The sequence below is a fragment of the Ornithinibacillus jepli genome (genome assembly GCF_047228935.1).
Classification (GTDB): Bacteria; Bacillota; Bacilli; order Bacillales; family Amphibacillaceae; genus Ornithinibacillus.
Genome location: NZ_JBFEGG010000006.1, coordinates 38,142 through 57,828 on the forward strand (window position 1 = coordinate 38,142; position 19,687 = coordinate 57,828).

19 protein-coding genes are annotated in these 19,687 nt (G+C 36.6%); 8 read left to right on the top strand and 11 right to left on the bottom strand.

Going from position 1 to position 19,687, the window contains the following annotated elements:
• Positions 1–153: 153 nt before the first annotated feature.
• From clpP to AB1K81_RS16760, 6 genes are all read right to left on the bottom strand, one after another.
• Positions 154–756: an ATP-dependent Clp endopeptidase proteolytic subunit ClpP gene (clpP, locus tag AB1K81_RS16735; protein ID WP_412977824.1), complete on the bottom strand. Its 603-nt coding sequence runs from the start codon at positions 754–756 to the stop codon at positions 154–156.
• Between the two features lie 8 nt (positions 757–764).
• On the bottom strand, positions 765–1,427 hold the full coding sequence (locus tag AB1K81_RS16740; RefSeq protein ID WP_412977904.1) for a sigma factor-like helix-turn-helix DNA-binding protein: 663 nt from the start codon (positions 1,425–1,427) through the stop codon (positions 765–767).
• A 301-nt stretch (positions 1,428–1,728) separates the two neighbouring features.
• Positions 1,729–2,484, bottom strand: a complete 756-nt coding sequence (locus AB1K81_RS16745) for an SDR family oxidoreductase (protein WP_412977825.1) — start codon at positions 2,482–2,484, stop codon at positions 1,729–1,731.
• Positions 2,485–2,944: 460 nt separating this feature from the next.
• Entirely contained in the window at positions 2,945–3,502 is a 558-nt protein-coding gene (locus AB1K81_RS16750; RefSeq protein WP_412977826.1) for a cupin domain-containing protein, read from the bottom strand.
• Between the two features lie 97 nt (positions 3,503–3,599).
• Positions 3,600–4,262 carry an HAD family hydrolase gene (locus AB1K81_RS16755; RefSeq protein ID WP_412977827.1) on the bottom strand — a complete coding sequence of 221 codons (663 nt, stop codon included), beginning with the start codon at positions 4,260–4,262 and terminating at the stop codon, positions 3,600–3,602.
• Positions 4,240–4,749 (bottom strand): NUDIX hydrolase, encoded by a 510-nt coding sequence (locus AB1K81_RS16760; RefSeq protein WP_412977828.1) that lies wholly within the window; start codon positions 4,747–4,749, stop codon positions 4,240–4,242. Before AB1K81_RS16760 ends, AB1K81_RS16755 begins: the two co-directional genes overlap by 23 nt.
• A 138-nt stretch (positions 4,750–4,887) precedes the next feature.
• On the opposite strand from AB1K81_RS16760, the gene AB1K81_RS16765 reads away from it, so the two are divergent.
• From AB1K81_RS16765 to AB1K81_RS16780, 4 genes are all read left to right on the top strand, one after another.
• Positions 4,888–5,376, top strand: a complete 489-nt coding sequence (locus tag AB1K81_RS16765) for an SRPBCC family protein (RefSeq protein WP_412977829.1) — start codon at positions 4,888–4,890, stop codon at positions 5,374–5,376.
• A gap of 172 nt (positions 5,377–5,548) precedes the next feature.
• Positions 5,549–6,202 carry a hypothetical protein gene (locus tag AB1K81_RS16770; RefSeq protein WP_412977830.1) on the top strand — a complete coding sequence of 218 codons (654 nt, stop codon included), beginning with the start codon at positions 5,549–5,551 and terminating at the stop codon, positions 6,200–6,202.
• A gap of 184 nt (positions 6,203–6,386) precedes the next feature.
• Positions 6,387–7,133 (top strand): ABC transporter ATP-binding protein, encoded by a 747-nt coding sequence (locus tag AB1K81_RS16775; RefSeq protein ID WP_412977831.1) that lies wholly within the window; start codon positions 6,387–6,389, stop codon positions 7,131–7,133.
• Positions 7,130–9,094: an FtsX-like permease family protein gene (locus tag AB1K81_RS16780; RefSeq protein WP_412977832.1), complete on the top strand. Its 1,965-nt coding sequence runs from the start codon at positions 7,130–7,132 to the stop codon at positions 9,092–9,094. The genes AB1K81_RS16775 and AB1K81_RS16780 overlap by 4 nt, the downstream gene beginning before the upstream one ends.
• Before the next feature lie 21 nt (positions 9,095–9,115).
• On the opposite strand, the gene AB1K81_RS16785 is transcribed toward AB1K81_RS16780, so the two are convergent.
• Entirely contained in the window at positions 9,116–10,111 is a 996-nt protein-coding gene (locus tag AB1K81_RS16785) for a sensor histidine kinase (protein WP_412977833.1), read from the bottom strand.
• Entirely contained in the window at positions 10,108–10,785 is a 678-nt protein-coding gene (locus AB1K81_RS16790; RefSeq protein WP_412977834.1) for a response regulator transcription factor, read from the bottom strand. Before AB1K81_RS16790 ends, AB1K81_RS16785 begins: the two co-directional genes overlap by 4 nt.
• 213 nt (positions 10,786–10,998) lie before the next feature.
• On the opposite strand from AB1K81_RS16790, the gene AB1K81_RS16795 reads away from it, so the two are divergent.
• The 3 genes from AB1K81_RS16795 (at position 10,999) to AB1K81_RS16805 (ending at position 13,333) form a co-directional block, all read left to right on the top strand.
• Positions 10,999–11,598, top strand: a complete 600-nt coding sequence (locus tag AB1K81_RS16795) for a TetR/AcrR family transcriptional regulator (protein ID WP_412977835.1) — start codon at positions 10,999–11,001, stop codon at positions 11,596–11,598.
• A 144-nt stretch (positions 11,599–11,742) separates the two neighbouring features.
• On the top strand, positions 11,743–12,687 hold the full coding sequence (locus tag AB1K81_RS16800) for an ABC transporter ATP-binding protein (protein ID WP_412977836.1): 945 nt from the start codon (positions 11,743–11,745) through the stop codon (positions 12,685–12,687).
• The gene (locus AB1K81_RS16805; RefSeq protein WP_412977837.1) at positions 12,680–13,333 is read left to right on the top strand and encodes an ABC transporter permease; all 654 of its coding nucleotides are present in this window, start codon (positions 12,680–12,682) and stop codon (positions 13,331–13,333) included. The genes AB1K81_RS16800 and AB1K81_RS16805 overlap by 8 nt, the downstream gene beginning before the upstream one ends.
• Positions 13,334–13,544: 211 nt before the next feature.
• Here the strand turns inward: AB1K81_RS16805 and ileS are convergent, their stop codons facing one another.
• Complete coding sequence (gene ileS / locus AB1K81_RS16810) at positions 13,545–16,628, bottom strand: isoleucine--tRNA ligase (protein WP_412977838.1); 3,084 nt, start codon at positions 16,626–16,628, stop codon at positions 13,545–13,547.
• Positions 16,629–16,961: 333 nt separating this feature from the next.
• Between ileS and AB1K81_RS16815 the strand changes: the two genes are divergently transcribed.
• Positions 16,962–17,201, top strand: coding sequence for a hypothetical protein (locus AB1K81_RS16815; RefSeq protein ID WP_412977839.1), 240 nt, complete (start codon positions 16,962–16,964; stop codon positions 17,199–17,201).
• Between the two features lie 389 nt (positions 17,202–17,590).
• Here the strand turns inward: AB1K81_RS16815 and AB1K81_RS16820 are convergent, their stop codons facing one another.
• Together AB1K81_RS16820 and AB1K81_RS16825 are read right to left on the bottom strand one after the other, a co-directional pair.
• Entirely contained in the window at positions 17,591–18,433 is an 843-nt protein-coding gene (locus AB1K81_RS16820; RefSeq protein ID WP_412977840.1) for an aldo/keto reductase, read from the bottom strand.
• A 40-nt stretch (positions 18,434–18,473) separates the two neighbouring features.
• The gene (locus AB1K81_RS16825; RefSeq protein WP_412977841.1) at positions 18,474–19,670 is read right to left on the bottom strand and encodes an MFS transporter; all 1,197 of its coding nucleotides are present in this window, start codon (positions 19,668–19,670) and stop codon (positions 18,474–18,476) included.
• Positions 19,671–19,687 lie beyond the last annotated feature (17 nt).

Sequence of the window (19,687 nt, forward strand, 5' to 3'; positions counted from 1 at the left end):
AAGCACTTCCTTTTTTATGTATTGATTAAATTATAATGTAATTTGTTTTTTTATGTTAGTGATAGAAACCTTTAAAAATAAAAATACTCTCCTCAATCAGCCATGATTTTTCAATCTGACTCATTAAGAAGAGCATTTTACTATAATGCTTTTTTAACGACCGTTTGCTATTATTTCATCAATAATCCCATATTCCTTTGCTTCTTCTGCACTCATGAAGTAGTCCCGATCCGTATCGACCGCAACCTTATCGAACGGCTGCCCTGTTTTCTCAGCAATTATTTCATTAATATGGCTACGTAATTTCAATATTCGTATTGCTGAAATCTCAATATCGGTCGCCTGCCCCCTCGCTCCTCCTAGAGGTTGGTGGATCATAATTTCACTGTTTGGCAAAGCAAATCGCTTTCCTTTCGTTCCAGCTAACAATAACATCGCTCCAAATGATGCAGCCATTCCAGTACATATGGTTCGGACATCTGGTTTGATATATTGCATCGTGTCAAAAATGGCAAAGCCAGCACTAGTAGAACCACCTGGACTGTTAATATATAAGGAAATATCTTTGTCAGGGTCTTCTGCTGATAAAAATAAAAGTTGGGCCACAATACTATTTGCCATATGGTCATTAATCTCTTCACTAACCATAATAATACGATCTTTTAGTAATCGTGAAAATATATCATACGAACGTTCACCCTTGTTCGTTTGTTCAATTACATAAGGGATGGTATTCATACCCGTTTCCTCCTTCAAACTGTCACTTATGCTGCTAATGAGAGGACATTGCTAGGAGAAGAATGAAATTTGTTAGGAACAATGGAGTGGTTGAAGAGTCTTGGAATTATTCTAATCAGGATAGCTGGATCCTGTAATTGAATTGCCTTAACCAAGATAGGATATACTATCTCTCGATTTTCCGCCGTCCAGTATATATTCGGATGATTTTTGGAAGTTTGTTTAATCTTTGAACGTGATCGGTTTAATAAAGCCTTTACCCCTGTTTCAGACATATGAAGAAGGTCTGCTATTTCCGTTATTTTATATTGAAAGGCTTCCTTTAGAACATAGGATATTAGTTGCTTAGGTGTAAGCAACTTCATCAATGTATCAACTAAATCTGAGCATACTTCGCTCGTTTTATCCGTCACTTTTTCAGGTAAATTTTCTTGAGAAATAAGTGTTTCATTTTCTTGTTTGCGAAGGTGATCTATCCATATATGATACGCAATCTTTTTCAGTAGAGCTGGACTTAGATGTTCTTCACCCTCATAGTGTTTCAATGCCTTCGTAATGGCTTCTTGGGCAATATCTTCACCATCCCATTTATTCTTCGTTAGAAAATGGGAATACCGATTCAGCTTAGTCACCAATTCTTCAAACGTCTCCGCTTTCCTTAACTGTTCCACTTTTGCGCTTGGGCCCATACGCACATGAATCACTCCTTTTTCCTCTCAATCTTATAACGGATAAAAATGAAAAAAAGATACGGGTAAAAAATTTTTTTAATAGTTATGTTCCATACAGAAGATACATCAAAGAATAAAAGGATTACAACTTTATTTATAACATTATGCCACAACTAGCCGGTATCATAATAGCGGAATCCTCCTTTTAACCGTCGTTTCAACCCTGTCCGCTACAACATCAATAAAAAAGCTAGAGGAAGGACTTTCCCCTAGCATATTCAACAACAGTATCCAATGATTAACTTTCCGTTCAAATTCCTTATCCTCGAATAAATCCACCTTCAGAATGTATAATTTGTCCTGTAATCCATTCTGCTTCATTACTTGCAAGAAAAGCAATTATCCGCGCTACATCATCTGGTGTTCCTATACGTCCCAGTGGGAATTTAGGTAAAAGAAATTCTCTTATTTCATCTGTCATCCACGCTGAATCAGTTGGACCAGGATTTACCGCATTAACGGTTATTCCCAATGGAGCAAGCTCTTGAGATAGGGATCTAGTAAAGGCAGAAATAGCTCCTTTAGTTGCTACATAAGCTAACTCACCAGGCATCGGACCTAAATCCTGTCCTGAGGTCATATTGATTATTCTTCCGGATTCTAACTTAGCTTGTTCAAAACGACGTGCAAATTCCACACAAAGAAGAAAAGTTGATCTCATATTTACGAAATAATGGTCATCCAGTATTTGAGCATCCAACTTCAAATAACCATCTCTAGTGGAATGTGCTGCATTATTGATTACAATGGATGGAGAACCAAGCTCTTTAGTAATGGTATCTAGTATGGTATATGCAGCATTAGCTTCTGATAAATCAATTTCCATTTCCTTACAGGTAACACCCATGTGGATAATTTCTTTCTGAAAACTTTCTACCCAATCCTTATCAGAGTTCCAGTGAGTAAAAAAGATATTAACCCCTTGAGAGGCTAATTTGCGACAAATAGCGGTACCTATATCCCTTTGACTACTTGCTCCTGTAATTAGTGCCGTTTTATTTTGAAGATGACCCATTTCAATTCCCCCAATTTTTAGGGACAATGTGGTAGGTTTAATAGAGATGAACCTTCTCATAAAAACAAAAGCAGACCCCCAAATGGAATCTGCCTAGTCTATGGATATTTATAACTCCACACCACACATCCCTGGAATGATTATAATTCAACTAAATAGACACACTACTCCCCTAAAAGAATTTTATGCAATCTATTTACTTTAACTATTTTTCATTACAGAGTTTGCCACATGTAGAATTATATTCCCCTTTCCATACATCTCTACTTTTATCATACTTACTTTAACGGAAAATAACAACTTGAATGAAAATATAAAAAGTCGAAACATAACTAAGAAAAGGTTCGTCTGTATTGTATGAAGATCTAAAGTGCAACCAAATATATAGACGACCTTATTTCAGAAGCTAAACAATAAAAAATGAGAAAACAAAACGCTTGGATATCCAAGCGTCTATACTCTATTCCGGTTTTTCTTCCCCCAATGCCACTTCCTTTGTAGGATGAACCGTTCCCCGTGGGTGATGTGGCGGAGCATATATGGAGTACAACTTTAATGGAACATTACCTGTGTTTATGACATTATGCCACGTACCAGCTGGCACCATAATAGCAGAATCCTCTTTTACTTTTTTCTCTATAGTTAAATTATCTCTACGGTTGCCCATTCGGACAACTCCTCTTCCTTGTTCGATACGTAGAAATTGGTCGGTATTCGGATGCACTTCTAGACCAATATCTCCACCAACGTCTATACTCATTACGGTAACTTGGAGATGTCCGCCTGTCCAAAGCGCAGTTCGATAGTGTTTATTTTGAGTCGTAGCCGCTTCTATATCGACAACAAATGGGTTCGGACCATAATCTTTCAGTGGAATCCTTGCTTTCATTTTTTGTGTTTGCCAAGCTCCAAAAAATCTTTCATCAGGTAAAAAAACATCAGGCTGTGTTCTCACAGAGTAATATTGTGGGACATAGAAAGTAACAGGGTATGGATAAGGATAAGGGACATAGTACATTTATTTCCATCCTTTCATAGAATTTCTTACCTATTCTATGCAAAGGACTAGGCATGTGTACTTTGGGCCTTTTTTAAAGGAATTCATGTACTTCACCTTATTGAAGTCCTGACACAATTAACGGAATCTCACCTAAATCTTTTATTGTAAAATCAGCATCCTCACATTCCCAAGCCTCATTCTTCTTCCAAACCCCTACCATCCCTACACTTTTCGCACCCTTCACATCATTTTCCGGATGATCTCCTATATACATTGCTTCATGAGGTAAAACTCCTAATAATTCTAGAGCTTTATGGAAAATAGCAGGATCGGGCTTCTTCATTCCTTCCTGTTCCGAAACAAGAATACAGTCAAAATAATGTTCCATTCCCAAACCCCTTATATTATCCATTTGAAATTGCCCTTTACCATTTGTGATCATAGCTAGTTTTATAGAGTTATTTTCTAGATTCTCTAACATGCTTATTAAGTTTGGAAAAGGGATACAGCTATGTTGAAATTCTTCTATGTAGTCCTCCAGTAAATCTTGCCAAGAAATACCTTGTACCTTAAATTCTTGCACAAGTTGTTGATACACGTTATCTTTCCACACATACCCTTTACAATCTAACTCTATAAACCTTGAAATATATTGTCCTTTGGGTATATGGCTTAAGTGGTGAATTAGCCGATAGTATTGATTCTCTAAGAATCGTCTGAGCGAGGCATCCCTATCCAGTAACGTCCCATCTAAGTCAAATACTACTGCTTTTAGCACTCCTCTTAACCTCCCAATCGGTATATCTTACCGCGTCTAGTCCAAGGCTTTTCGTTTCGAGCCATTCGAAGGCTTTCCATACAAGAGGGGATGCATTACCTCTAGTAATCTCTTCTCTATCTACCCAAACAGCACCTAGAGAATCTTGTCCTTCGAAGATTTCCGGGACGGTGATCTCCCCACCGACTTTCCTCACTTGATAAAAAACTGCAATATGATGAACATCGGTAAACTCTTTCCACTTCGATGGAAGGAAGAAATCCACTATCCCTATGTTTTTATCCACCTCAATATCGATACCTGTTTCCTCTCTAAACTCCCGAACCATCGCTTCCATTAAGCTCTCTCCCTCTTCCAAGCTACCTCCTGGAAGATCATAGCGATTGATATAGGGTCCTCCATTTTTATTGATTACCAAGAGCTTATTGTTTTCTACATATATCCCATAAACCCCAAATGCTCGGTGGTATTTCCTTTCTACTGACATGATAGACCTCCTGCTTGATTAGTAACCTTATCTCTCGGAAGAAGATTACTAAATTAAATACTTTTTACTAAGTGTTTCATAATTTTTTTAATAATGCTACTATTTAATTGTACTACTTTTTCTAGAGGAGAGATTTTTATGACAACTACTACAAATAACAAAGCTATTAAGAAAGAAATAACAATTAAAGCATCCTTAAACTTAGCTTGGCTTGCTTGGACAATCTCCGAGAGAGTTTCCGAATGGTTTGCCCCCGAGGTGATAGTAGAAGCTAAAGTAGGTGGTGCATTCGAACTTTATTTTATACCTGGAAATAAATCTAGTATGAACACGAAAGGATGTACAATCACTAAACTTATTCATGAAAAAGAGCTACATTTTACTTGGAGAGGGCCAGACGAATTTGAGGCATTAATGAACAACGAAAACGAACTAACCACTGTTAAGGTGTATTTCGAGTCGATCAATGACCATTCAACAAAGGTCCTCGTTGAACATGATGGATTTAAAAATCATCCGAAATGGAATGAAGCTATTAACTGGCACAATGTGGCATGGTCAGGTGTCCTGGATAGTTTAAAATCTGCTCTTGAAAAAGGGGAAGGCAATTTATGTTGCCAACCGTAGGTAAAATTATCAATAAACCATCTATATGTGGATCATATATAGATGGTTTTTTACGTACTGAACCTTATAAAACCCTCTTTGCACTTTCTACCAAGTCTTTGATAACTATTCTTATGAAAAAATGGTATCTAAACAATAATGGGGGAACATATAAAAAAAGGATGTGATCTTCTTGAATACGATCATTTACTTCTTACTTGGGCTTGGAAATTTCTTTTTATTACTTTGGGGAATTTACCTTGCAAGAAAATATGGATTTTCTTCTATCGGTAACGTCATCCTCTTTGTTTTACTTGGATTAGTATATGATAACGTCATGATTGCATTGGGAAGGTATATTGGAGAGGGAACAACATTAGAAAGTTTAAGCATTGTACGTTACTGGCTACATGCATTGTTTACCCCTACGCTTATTTTATTTGCTTGGAGTACTTATTATCGTACTGGATTACCTTCAGCTAAGAAAACGATTTGGAAAGTCATAGCGGCAGTTTCGACGATTGGATTGATTTTATATGAATTATTTACCACGATAGCTGGACTTGACCTTAAACCGATCTGGAAAAATGGGGTCTTGACATACGGAGCTTCAAGTAATGCCATCATGGTAGTCGTAATTACGGTCGTCATTGGTATTGTCGGGTTCATTCTTATGAAGAAATTTTGTTTTCCTTGGCTCTTTATCGGGACAACCACCATGATATCTGGTGGTATATTAGCTAGTTGGATCAATAATTTTCCGATAATGAATGTGTTAGAAGTTCTATTTATGGTATCTTTACTACTAACAAAGCAATTCCAAGATCAAAATCCGTTATCCGGATAATCACTAATCCATTACTTAAAGAGGCAAACCCTAAAAGCTGCGCGATAGGATTTGCCTCTTTCAACGAGGATTTTATTTACTTTAATCCAACATGACAGAAATGTCACATTACATACAGTTAAATCGATGGTTCGTAAGCTACATACGGATTATAGTGAATTTATCAAGAGTAGGAGGTACTAATATGAATACAGTTATTCAAGCCAAAAATGTATCGAAAAACTACGGGAAAACTTCCGTACTAAAAAATATCGATTTAACGATAAAAGCTGGTGAATTCACTGCCATTATGGGACCATCAGGATCAGGGAAAACAACATTAATGAATGTTTTATCTACTATCGATAAATTCTCAGGTGGAGAGATTTGGTTAGAGGAACAATCTTTACTCGACTTAAATAAAAAGTCGTTACGAGAATTCCGCCAAGAACGAATGGGATTTATCTTCCAAGATTACAACCTATTAGACACGTTAACACTGAAAGAAAATATTTTATTACCATTATCTTTACGAAAAGTAAAATCGCAAGAGATGGAGAAACGTTTAAAACCAATTGTTCAAGCATTATCCATTGAAGGGATTTTAGATAAATACCCGAGCGAGGTTTCTGGGGGACAGAAACAGCGTGCAGCATCTGCTCGTGCCATTATTACGAACCCATCGATTGTATTTGCAGATGAACCAACAGGGGCACTCGATTCGAGATCAGCCACGCAGTTGTTGGAACAGCTTGTTTTCTTAAATCAACAATTCGAAACAACTATTCTCATGATTACCCATGACCCTTATGTGGCAAGTCACTGTTCCCGTATTGTCTTCTTAAAAGATGGAAAAATCGTCAATGAACTATTTCGAGGGGACTTATTACAAAAAGACTTCTTCGATAAGCTGCTTCTTACGCAGAGTGCGATAGGGGGAGAACGGAAATGAGTTTATTTGATTTAACATGGCGGAATGTTAGACGAAATTTCAGGCTGTACTCCATTTATCTATTCTCCATGATCATTGGTGTTGTGATACAATTTACCTTTTCATCCTTAATGTTTAATGAGGATATTTTAAAGGCTATTGAAAATAAAGAAGGATTTCAACAAGGGATAACGATTGCTTCGGTTGCTGTATTTCTATTTATCATTTTCTTTATCCTTTACGCCAACACGTTCTTTATGAAGCAACGAAAAAAAGAATTTGGGATGTATTTGCTTTTTGGAATGAGTGAAAGGCAAATTACTTTAATGGTTTTCTATGAAACATTGTTAATTGGAGCCATTTCATTAGTTAGTGGTATTCTCGTCGGAGGCCTGTTATCAAAATTTTTTGGAATGCTGTTAATGAACTTAATGCAATATGATCAAGTTATTACGTTTGCCCTACCACTACCAGCTATTATTTCAACCATTCTATTGTTTTTACTATTAGCGATTATCATTAGCATTCAAAGTCATATTTCCATTCGAAGAGTTCAGTTAGTAGAACTGTTTCATGCGAAAGAAAAGATGGATAAACCGATTAAGTCTTCTATCTTTTTAGCTATTTCTTCCATTATCTTATTAGGATTAGCTTTCGTATTAATGAATCTAGGAGGAGAGTCTGTTGTTTGGCAAGATTATTCAACCCTAGCGATGATCGGAATTGCTATCGGTATTATTGGGGGAACGTATTTATTTTTCCGTCAGTTTATCGGCTGGATTTTAAAAAGAATGAGTAGTAGCAAAAACTATCATGTAGGAGACAAAGTACTTTGGACATCCTCCCTTCGCTTTCAAATGAAGGGAAATACATTAAACTTAACGTTTATTTCTTTGTTTAGTGCAGCAATCATCTTTTTCATCGGGTTTGTTTCGGTTAATTATGCCGTGCAATTTGACGCTGTCGGTAGAAATTTACCAAATGATATTGCCTTTGAATCACTCGATGAGAGCACGAATGAGCAAATAGAAAAGCATATCTCAGAATCAAACCACAGTATTACATCTCATAACACGATAGAAGGAATCGTTGCCAAACCAGAATCCGATATGAACATTGCATTTGACAATCCGGAGAACTTCACTGAGACTGTATTATTAGTTTCTGAAAAAACATTTAATGACATGGTTGCCCATCGAGGAGATAAGCAAGAAGTTGAATTACAGGAAAACGAGGTAGTTTCGCTTTCGCAAGGCTCTGACTTTCCAAAACGGTATGCTATAGACGATCAGCAAAACTTCTCGGTTATGACGGACGCTCTTCATACATTTAAACTAGTAGAGCTGAAAGATTATGCATTACTTGGCTGGGCAAGTGACCCTGTTACTTCGATGGTAAAGAAAGAAGCGGTACTCGTTATCTCCGATGAAACATATTATTCATTAGAGAATAGTAACACCATACGTACTTTTGAAATTTATGATATCACTGACGCAGGTAATGCCGAGTCCTTGTCTAAAGAGATTCATGCTATAGTCACAGCGAACCCGGATGTTTATTATTCATCCTTTGCTGATGTCTACTCGAAACAAATTGAAAGTTCCGCTTTAATGTTATTTGCAGTCGCTTTCCTCGCTGTTATTGCTATCTTTGCTCTTGTTAGCGTAATTTATTTTAAACAGCTACGCGAGGCTACAGAACAGCAGGAACTTTATACTATCCTACGAAAAATAGGAGTAGGAACAACCAAATTGAAAAATGTCATACGTAAACAATTACTATTTGTTTTCTTCCCACCATTAGTTCTGGGCTTATTGATAAGTTGGTTTATTTTAGAAAATTATATATTAGATAGTGTTCGAGACTTTCCGCATTTAACAAGTATTATACTAGGAACCATAGCTGTTTACTTTGTTATATATGTGTTACTTTATCTATCTTCTACTAACATATACTATAAAATTGCCAATCAAAGGTTGTAAAAGAAGAGCATAAGTGAATTATCAATCACTTATGCTTTTATATGTATTTAAAAATGGATCGTGGTTCTTTGGAAAGTGAATGATAAATTCCGTATAGACATCCACTTCTGATTCACATGTAATATAATGCCCTAATTTATTGGATAACTCTTGCGCTAAATATAACCCCATACCAGTAGATTTTGTATTTATTCTTCCATTCGTACCAGTAAATCCTTTATTAAAGATACGAGGGAGATCCTTTCTTTCAATACCTATTCCATTATCTCTAATGATAAGCTGTTTGTCCTTATCTGTTTCAACTGTCGTAATCAGAATTTGTCCGTATTCTTCTGTGTATTTTAAACTATTGGTTACAATTTGATTTATAATGAAACCTAACCATTTCGAATCACTTTGAACAATAGTAGAATCTAAGTTTAATTCGATACGGATTTTTTTGGATATAAATGTTTTCGAATGGTCCTTAATAATATCTTTGATTAATCTTTCTAAATCACAATTTCGAATTTCATAGTCTTGATTAAAGCTATCTAATTTAGCATAATATAAAGCTTGATCGACGTAATGCTCTATACTAGTTACTTCCTCTCGAACGCTATCTTTATCCAAATCGGTTTGTTCCATTAATCGTAATACAGATATTGGTGTTTTAATCTCATGAAACCAAGACATGATAAAGTCATAGTATTCCTTTTGTTTTTCCCTAATGTCATTTAGCGCACGAATATGTTCCTTTTCCATTTCTTCCATGCGCCTAAGATACGCATTCGCTTCCAGCGATAAAGGTTCCTGGTCGTCCGCATCCATATGGCGTATTGCTTGGACATTTTGAAAAAAACGAAAGAGTAAAAATAAGATTAACGGAATGATGGTAAGGAATAACGCATAGAGAAAGGTACTCCATCTGAATTGGTTATATGGATCGATGAAATAGACGGAACAAACAATAAAAAAGCCTAAGAAATATAAGAATATATACAGTTTTTCATAGTTTAAAAATCGAATAAATCTCATTCCACGATATACCCCAATCCTTTACGTGTAACTATAAAATCATTCAGTCCTAAATCAGTTATTTTTCGGCGCAAGCGATTAACGTTCACTGTTAATGTATTATCGTCAACAAATTGCTCATCATTCCATAGAGCTTGCATTAGGTCCTCTCTAGAAACAATTTCACCAACATTACGCATAAGCAATTGTAAAATAATAAACTCATTTCTAGTCAATTCCGTTTTCTTTCCCTTATACTCGAAAGTTGAATTCGATAAGTATAATATAATATCCCGATATACCAATCGTTTTGAATCTTCGTTATCCTGATAGGTATAATTGCGACGTAACAATGCATTTATCTTTGCCAAGAGGATATCCAAATCAAATGGTTTTTGAACAAAGTCATCCCCTCCCATATTGATCGCCATAATAATATCCATATTTTGATTCCTAGATGATAGAAAAATAATCGGTACTTTTGAAATGCTACGTATTTGCTGGCACCAATAAAAGCCATCAAAAACTGGCAAATTAATATCAAGCAATACTAAGTGTGGATCGGCCCGTTTAAAATCATCTAATACTTGTTCAAACCGCTCTGTTTCCACAACTTCATATTGCCATTTGCTTAACGTATCTTTTACGATATTCCTTATTTTCGCATCATCTTCTACTATCATAATTTTAAACATATAATCTCTCCTAATTATGTTCTTTATTTATATGGATTTATTGGTTCCTACTTGAGGATTCTAAAGGAGGCTTTACGTATAGTGGTAATTTATAACAATCTATCTATAAGTATAGCATCCTCTTTTATAAGCACCTAGAAACTAAAATTTCCGCAAACAACATGGTATAATAACGACACGACGTACTATCAAAATAAAAGGAGATACTTCTCTATGGCCCCTTTAAATGAAGAACAGTTAAAAGACATACGGGATGAACGTAAAAAACAAATTATGAATGCAGCTATAAAAGTATTTGCTGAAAATGGTGTCAAGTTAACAAAAATAAGTATGATTGCAAAAGAAGCTGGTGTTAGTCACGGCTTAGTATACCATTATTTTAGTTCTAAAGAAGAAGTATTGTTTGAAAGTTTAGAATGGGCGATGGAAACAGCCGATACGAAAAAAAGATTGGATGAAATGAATAAAACCAATCTCTCCCCACTTGAAAAGTTAAAGGCTTTTGCGACATTTGGATTAAAAGAAGGTAACAGTGATATTTTTAGACTTATACAGCATTTAGGAAGCTCTGATAAAATGCCCGAACACGTCCAGGAACTCGTTTTCAATAGTGGAAAAGTGTATTTGGAGTCATTACTCCCTTGGATTATGGAAGGTCAAGAAATCGGGGAAATTATCCAAGGCGATCCACAAGAACTTTTAGAGATTTTTCTAAACGTTATCTCCGGTATAATGGCTGATGATCTTGCTTTTTGGAATCATAATATCGAACGAAAAGTTGATGTTCTATTAAGAATGCTTTCCACTCGATAAATCCCTAATATTTTTTATTGACACTTCTATTAGTTTATCATATTATATTATTGACTGAATGAGTCAATCATAATTCATTTAGTTATTTTTTACCTTGATTTTGACTGAATGAGTCAATCATAAAATTAAAAGGAGTGAACTATGATGAGTGACCAGATTATTACTGTTAAAAATCTTAGAAAGTCTTACGGAAGTCAGAAAGTATTGGATGGTATTAATTTTGAAGTGGAACGTGGCCAGATATTTGCATTACTAGGTGAAAATGGTGCGGGTAAAACAACAACTATTCGAATTTTATCTACGTTGATTAGGGCGGATGAAGGAATAGCTAGGATTGACGGTCTAGACACATACCGTGAAGCCAGCGATGTTAAGAAGATTATTAGTTTAACTGGCCAATACGCTACAGTAGATGAGCTATTAACAGGAGAAGAAAATCTTCAGCTGATGGCACGTCTCAATCACCTTGACCGAAGTACTGTCAAAAAGCGTACAGCCACTTTACTAAAACAATTTGATTTGTTAGATGCTGCTAAAAAACAAGCGAAATCTTACTCTGGTGGAATGCGAAGAAGATTAGATATTGCACTAAGTTTACTTGCAAACCCAAAGATTATCTTTCTAGATGAACCTACAACAGGTTTAGATCCAAGAAGTCGATTAAATATGTGGACATTGATTCAAGAACTTGCTAAGAGCGGTGTAACAATCTTTTTAACAACACAATATTTAGAGGAAGCTGACCAGCTAGCAGATAAAATTGCCCTTATCCATAGCGGAAAAATTGTAGTTGAAGGTACTGCCGAAGAACTAAAAAGGATGATAGGCGAGGAAAAGCTAGTACTACAGTTCCAGTCTCAAGCCAACCTCATTAAGGCACATAACATACTAGGTGGACAGATGGATCGTGAAAACAATAGCATTATCCTTTCAGCAAAAGACTCTACGGAAGATTTAAGAAGTACATTAAATACGTTACATGAACACGAGAGCATGCCAATTGATATCTATTTCCGTAACCCTACACTGGAAGATGTTTTTATGGAGATTACTAGTCAAAAACAGGAAGGAGAAGTTAAACATGGATGAGATGAAGTGGGTTGTAAAGGATGGATGGACCATGTCACGACGTAGTTTTATGCACATTTTAAGATCTCCTGACGCTTTATTTCTAAGTATCGGTCTACCCGTTGTTCTAATGTTAATGTTTGTTTTTGTATTTGGTGGTGCGATTAATACTGGCACAGACTATATTAACTATGTTGTTCCTGGTGTTATTATAACCTGTGTAGGATATGCTAGTTCCATGACAGCCGGAAGCGTTGCTCAAGATATGGTTGGTGGTATATTTGAAAGACTTCGCAGTATGCCGATAAAACCCTCCTCTTTACTAGTAGGTCATGTTATCGGTAGCTTTGTTCGTAATGCAATTGGTGCGATTATAGTCTTTGTTGTAGCAGTACTAATTGGATTCGAGCCAAATGCAGAACTTTTGGATTGGCTTGGTGTTGTAGGATATCTAAGTTTATTTTTACTTGCCATTAGCTGGCTAGCTGTAGTTTTTGGGTTAATTGCTAAAAGTGTGGAATCAGCGAGTGCTTTTACCTTTTTCATCATGTTTTTACCTTATATAAGCAGTGCCTTTGTTCCTACTGAGACAATGCCGAAATGGCTACATTCTTTCGCTGAACATCAACCAATGACTCCTCTAATTGAAACATTACGTGAATTTTAACAGGAACTCCAATAGGGAATAGCGCCTATCTAGCTCTATTGTGGTTTGGCTCTTTGATGATAGTCTCCATCATAATTGCTACCATTATTTTCAAAAGAAAAAAGCAGGAATAAGAATGTTTTAGCAAATTATAAAAAGGAAAGAACCACAATAATTATTGTGGTTCTTTCCTTATCCTAAATACTTAAGATCCACCAAGTATAAGAAATAACTATGATTGAATGTACAATCTAACATTATCATCCTCTACTTGGAAGTCTTTCATAGTCGGTTTACTCTCAAAATGAACGGCATTGATAATTAGGTTTTTATGAACTAATTCTTCAAACTTCTTCAATACTTTTTGAACCAGTGGATTTGTCTCGACATAAAGGTCGACTCGTAAATCCACAGGGAGATTCAACTCCTTCCGATACGTTTGTACAGCACGAACGAATTCCCTAACTAGTCCTTCTTCCTTTAATTCTTCCGTTAAGACCGTATCTAATAGTATCGTGAAATTATTTCCCTCCGATAATGCATAACCTTCCTTAGCACGTTTTTCTATCGAGACTTCTTCTGGCGTTAGCGTTACTGAGTCACCAGAATTTAGTTTTAGTACTAGCTCTCTTTCTCGAACGAATTTAGTCTTTTCAGCCTCGGATAGATTTTCAACTTTCTGTTTAACTTCACCTAACGATTTACCCAATTTAGGTCCTGCTACGGCAAAGTTAAGATTGAAGGTAAGCTGTAATAAATCATGAACATCTACCCCCATAACTACCTCTTTCACATTCATTTCCTCTTTTATGATAGAGGTGTATGGATCAAGCTCATAGACAGTCGAGTTATCCTTTTGTATAACCACTAGCTTAGCTAAAGGCTGTTTTGTTTTAATTGTGGCTGTATTTCTCGCTGATCTTGTTAATTCAATTATCTCCAGCACCGCACTCATATCGTTTTCTAATGATACATCCATAAGCGTTTCATCTGCGACAGGGTAGTTAGACAGATGGACACTTTCCTTTACTAGACTGGAATATATATCTTCTGAAACAAACGGTGTATACGGAGCCATGAGTTGAGCTAACTTTGTTAATACCTCATACAACGTAGTAAATGCTGCCCGCTTATCATCACTCATTCCACTACTCCAAAAGCGTTGTCTAGAACGACGTACATACCAGTTACTTAATTCATCGATAAAAATCGTAATAGCCCTTGCTCCCCGTGTGATATCATAGTCATTCAAGCTTTGAACTACTTCTTTTATCACAGAATTCAGTCGAGATAACACCCATTTATCAAGCGTTGTCTTTTCCCCACCTAAATCACGCCTCGAATCAAACTGATCAATGTCCGCGTACATCGTATAAAAGGAATACACATTTAACAACGTATCGATTACTTTTGATTTAGCCTGGCTAACCGTTTTCTTAGAAAAACGCTTATTATTCCAAGGTGAACTATCCGCAAGAAGTGCCCAACGCAACGCATCTGCACCGAATTCCTGTATTAATTCCGTCGGGTTCAATGCATTCCCCTTACTCTTAGACATCTTCTGCCCGTCTTCATCTAAAATATGCCCTAAGGAAAGGACACGCTTATACGGTGATTGTCCGGTATAAAGCGTAGAAACTGCAAGCAAGCTATAAAACCAACCACGTGTTTGGTCGACTCCCTCGATAACAACATCAGCAGGGTATTGTTTCTTAAACAAAGCTTCGTTCTCAAACGGATAATGATACTGTGCAAAAAGCATGGAGCCACTATCAAACCACACATCAATTACTTCGCTAGTTCGCTCCATTCGTCCGCCACAAGAGCACTGTAAATAGATATTATCCACATATGGTTTATGCAACTCGATATCATCTGGAACAGCATCTAACGAAAGCTCTCTTAATTCTTTAATCGAATTAGGGGCCATCTCACTACCACATTCCTGACAAACCCATACATTTAACGGAGTTCCCCAGTACCTGTTTCTCCCAATATTCCAATCCACCATATTATCTAAAAAGTTCCCAAATCTCCCATCTTTCATATGAGAAGGGTACCACTCGACCGCTTGATTATTCGCTTGCATCTTTTCTTTGACTGCGGTTGTTTGGATGAACCAGCCTTCCATCGCATAATAAAGTAGTGGACTGTCACATCGCCAGCAATGCGGATAACTATGTTCATATTTTTGTTTAGCAAATAATAGATTTTCCTTAGACAGCATTTTGATGATATCCACATCGCAATCTTTCACAAACCGCCCAGCAAGAGGTGTAACAACGTCCTTATAACGACCTTTAGAATCTACTACATTGATAAAATCAAATCCATGATCCTGTATTGCCTTATAATCATCCTCACCATGAGCAGGTGCGATATGCACAATCCCTGTTCCGCTAGTATCTGTTACAAAGTCTGCCCCTAACACCTGATGCCCCTTGGTAACCGTCACATATGGAAAAGGCGGGAGATACTCAATTCCAACTAGATTCTTTCCTTTAAATCTTTCTAAAATCTCACAATCTCCCTTTAGTACAACAGGGGCTAAAGATTCTACCAGAACAAAAACCTCTTCGCCTTGCTTCACTCGTACGTAATCCATATTGGGGTTAACTGCCAAAGCAACGTTTGCCGGTAATGTCCATGGCGTTGTCGTCCAGCCTAAAAAGTATTCATTTGTCTTACCCTTTACTGGAAACTTAACAGTCGCAGATAAATCAGATACATCCTTATAACCTTGCGCAACTTCATGCGAACTTAGAGACGTCTCACAATGCGGACAATACGGAACAACACGGTGACCTTTATACAAATAACCCTTATCATGAATGTTCGATAAAATATTCCACACCGATTCTATATAGTCATTGGTTAATGTAACATAAGGATCATCCATATCTACCCAATAACCAAGAGCTTCTGTAAACTGCCTCCACTCATTTTCATACGTAAAGACACTTTCCTTACATTTTTCAATGAAGTTTACAACCCCATACTCTTCTATTTGATCCTTCCCACGAATATTCAACTGCTTTTCAACTTCTAATTCCACAGGCAATCCGTGGGTATCCCAACCAGCTTTTCGTAACACCTGATAGCCAGACATCGTTTTATATCTCGCCACAAAGTCTTTTATCGTTCTTCCAAGCGCGTGACCTGCATGTGGTAAACCATTAGCAGTCGGTGGTCCTTCATAAAATACATACGTCTGTTTACCTTCTCGATTAGCTATCGAACGTTGGAATGTACCTTCTTCTTCCCACTGATTTCGAATTCTACATTCTCTCTCAACACTAGTCTCCTTCAACACCATCACCTCAATTTAAATTAAAAAACTCGCCTCCTGTACATAGGAGGCGAGTTTATATACCAATATAATCTACCTTTAACAAAATAAAAAAAACCATAGTAGTGGTTTTTATCAAATTATTACACTACGTACTATCATACGTGTCCTGGATATCGGTAGAATGCCGTCAAGGTTTAATATCGTTCAACCTTGCTTCTCGGAGAGGATTTTCATTATGGTCTTAACATTGACTTTCAGCACTTCGTCAACTCTCTGTAGATAAGATAAACATAACTACTCTTTCTCGTCATAGAATTAATTATTAAATTAGTTAAATAATAGCGAAGCAAGATTTAAATGTCAATGACTATTGGTTTAATTTTATTTAGGACAAACTATGGAAAACATGCTGAAGAGCGTTGTCATGATGCTTTTTCAATTAAAATTGGATTTTTTAGTGATGAGGACTGTTCTCATCATGTTTTTTTGCATAAATTAGTGGAAAAACACGATGAGGAAAGCTATCATCATGTTTTTCCAGCAGAAATCGTAAATTTTGATGATGAGGCGCATTCTCATCACGTTTTTATAACATAAATCAGTGGAAAAACACGATGAGGAAAGCTATCATCATGTTTTTCTAGCAAAAATCGTAAATTTTGATGATGAGGCGCATTCTCATCACGTTTTTATTACATAAATTAGTGGAATAACACGATGAGGAAAGCTATCATCATGTTTTTCTAGCAAAAATCATAAATTTTGATGATGAGGCGCATCCTCATCACGTTTTTATAACATAAATCAGCGGAAAAACACGATGAGGAAAGCTATCATCATGTTTTTCCAGCAAAAATCGTAAATTTTGATGATGAGGCGCATTCTCATCATGTTTTTATAACATAAATTAATGAAACAACATGATGAGGAGCGCAATATCTTGTGATGTACATTTACCATACAATCAGCGAAGCACAGGATTACCCTTAAAAATCAAAATTATCCGGATCTGGTCCCACTCGATGATTAAGATTTAATCCATCAATGATTTCCATTTCCTCTTTCGTCAATTCAAAATCAAACACAGATGCATTTTCCACAATACGATGCTCCTTAGTCGATTTTGGAATCGTTACTACTCCGTTTTGCAGGTCCCAACGTACGATGACTTGCGCTACTGATTTATTATGCTTATTCGCAATCTCTTGCAAAATCTCATGATTTAGTAATTGCCCCTGCATTAAAGGTGACCATGCTTCAAGCTGAATATCATTTTCCTCACAGAATGCACGCAACTCCTCTTGCGTTAATCGAGGATGGTATTCTACTTGATTCACCATTGGCTTAATTTCAGCATCTTTCATTAACTCCTCTAGATGATGAATTTGGAAATTACTAACACCAATTGCCTTTACTCGACCTTCTTTATAAAGTGTTTCAAGTGCTCTCCAGGCATCCTTATATTTCCCTTCAACTGGCCAATGAATTAAATATAAGTCTAAATAATCTAAGCCCAACTTCTCCAAACTTTTCTCATAAGCCCTTATCGTAGAATCATAACCTAAATCAGAATTCCAGACTTTAGACGTGACAAACAAGTCTTCTCTAGAAATTTGTGCTTCTTTTAGGCCTAACGAAATCCCTTTGCCAACGCCTTCCTCATTTTCATAGATTGCTGCAGTGTCCACACTACGATACCCATGAGCAATAGCTGTTTTCACAGCATTAACTAACTCTGGACCTTCCTCAACCTTAAATACCCCAATACCAAGCCATGGCATTTCTACACCATTATGCAATGTTGTACTATCTTGCAAATGTTTAACCATTCTATAAAACCTCCAATTTTTCTTGAGAAACTAGCCCCATTTAGGATGCTAGTTTCACTTGATCTTTTTGTTCTAATAATCTACTTACTCCTGTGAGAATAGCAGCTATGATAACCATTACTGCCCCAATCCATGACGTATGAATTAAACCAATGGAATCCGTAATAAGTCCGCCTACATAGGAGCCAATTGCGATTCCAGCGTTTAATGCAGCAATATTTAAAGCAGAAGCTACATCCACTGCACCTGGCACCAATCTCTCTGCTAGCATCACGACATACACTTGTAGCCCAGGCACATTCATAAACGCTAATAAACCCATTAACAAGATAGTGATTAATCCTGCCATTTTAAATGGAGCTGTAAATTGTAAAATAAATAAGATAACTGCTTGTACGATAAACATATAAAACAATGCACGCGTTGGATTTTGATTGGATAATTTTCCACCAACCATATTCCCGATGGCAATTGCAATTCCATAAACTAATAAGATTACCGCTACAGAGCCTTCTTTAAACCCCGTTATATTTTGAAGTAAGGGAGATAAGTAGGTAAACACTACAAATGTCCCACCATATCCCAATGCAGTAATAATAAATATAAGTAATAATCGCCCATTCTTCACCAGCTTAAGCTGGTCACCAAACGTAGCCTTCATACCTTTACGTAAATTGGACGGAACGAGAACGCTATTTGCAATTAGTGCGATAATACCAATAATGACAATAACTAGAAACGCTGCTCTCCATCCAAAATGTTGCCCAATAAATGTTCCAAAGGGTACACCAGTTACAGTTGCTACGGTAAGACCTGTAAACATGATGGAAATCGCGCTAGCTCGACGATTCTCAGGAACTAAATCTGCTGCAATAGTAGAACCTATGGACATAAAAACACCATGTGAAAACGCCGATATAACACGCGCCACTAATAATACACCGATCGAAGTAGAGATAGCCGCAACACTATTCCCTATAATGAATACCACCATAATCCAAAGCAACAACGACTTCCTAGACATATTTGATGTTAAGGAAGTCAAAATTGGCGCCCCAAACATAACCCCTAATGCGTATAACGAAACCGTTAACCCTGCAGTAGTTACCGGCACATGTAAATCCTCCGCCACTAACGGAAGTAATCCGACACTAATAAACTCTGTCGTACCAATCGCAAATGCACTTACTGCTAACGCAAGTAATGCAAGCGTACTTTGTATTTTACTTAAACCCATATATTGTCCTTCCCTTT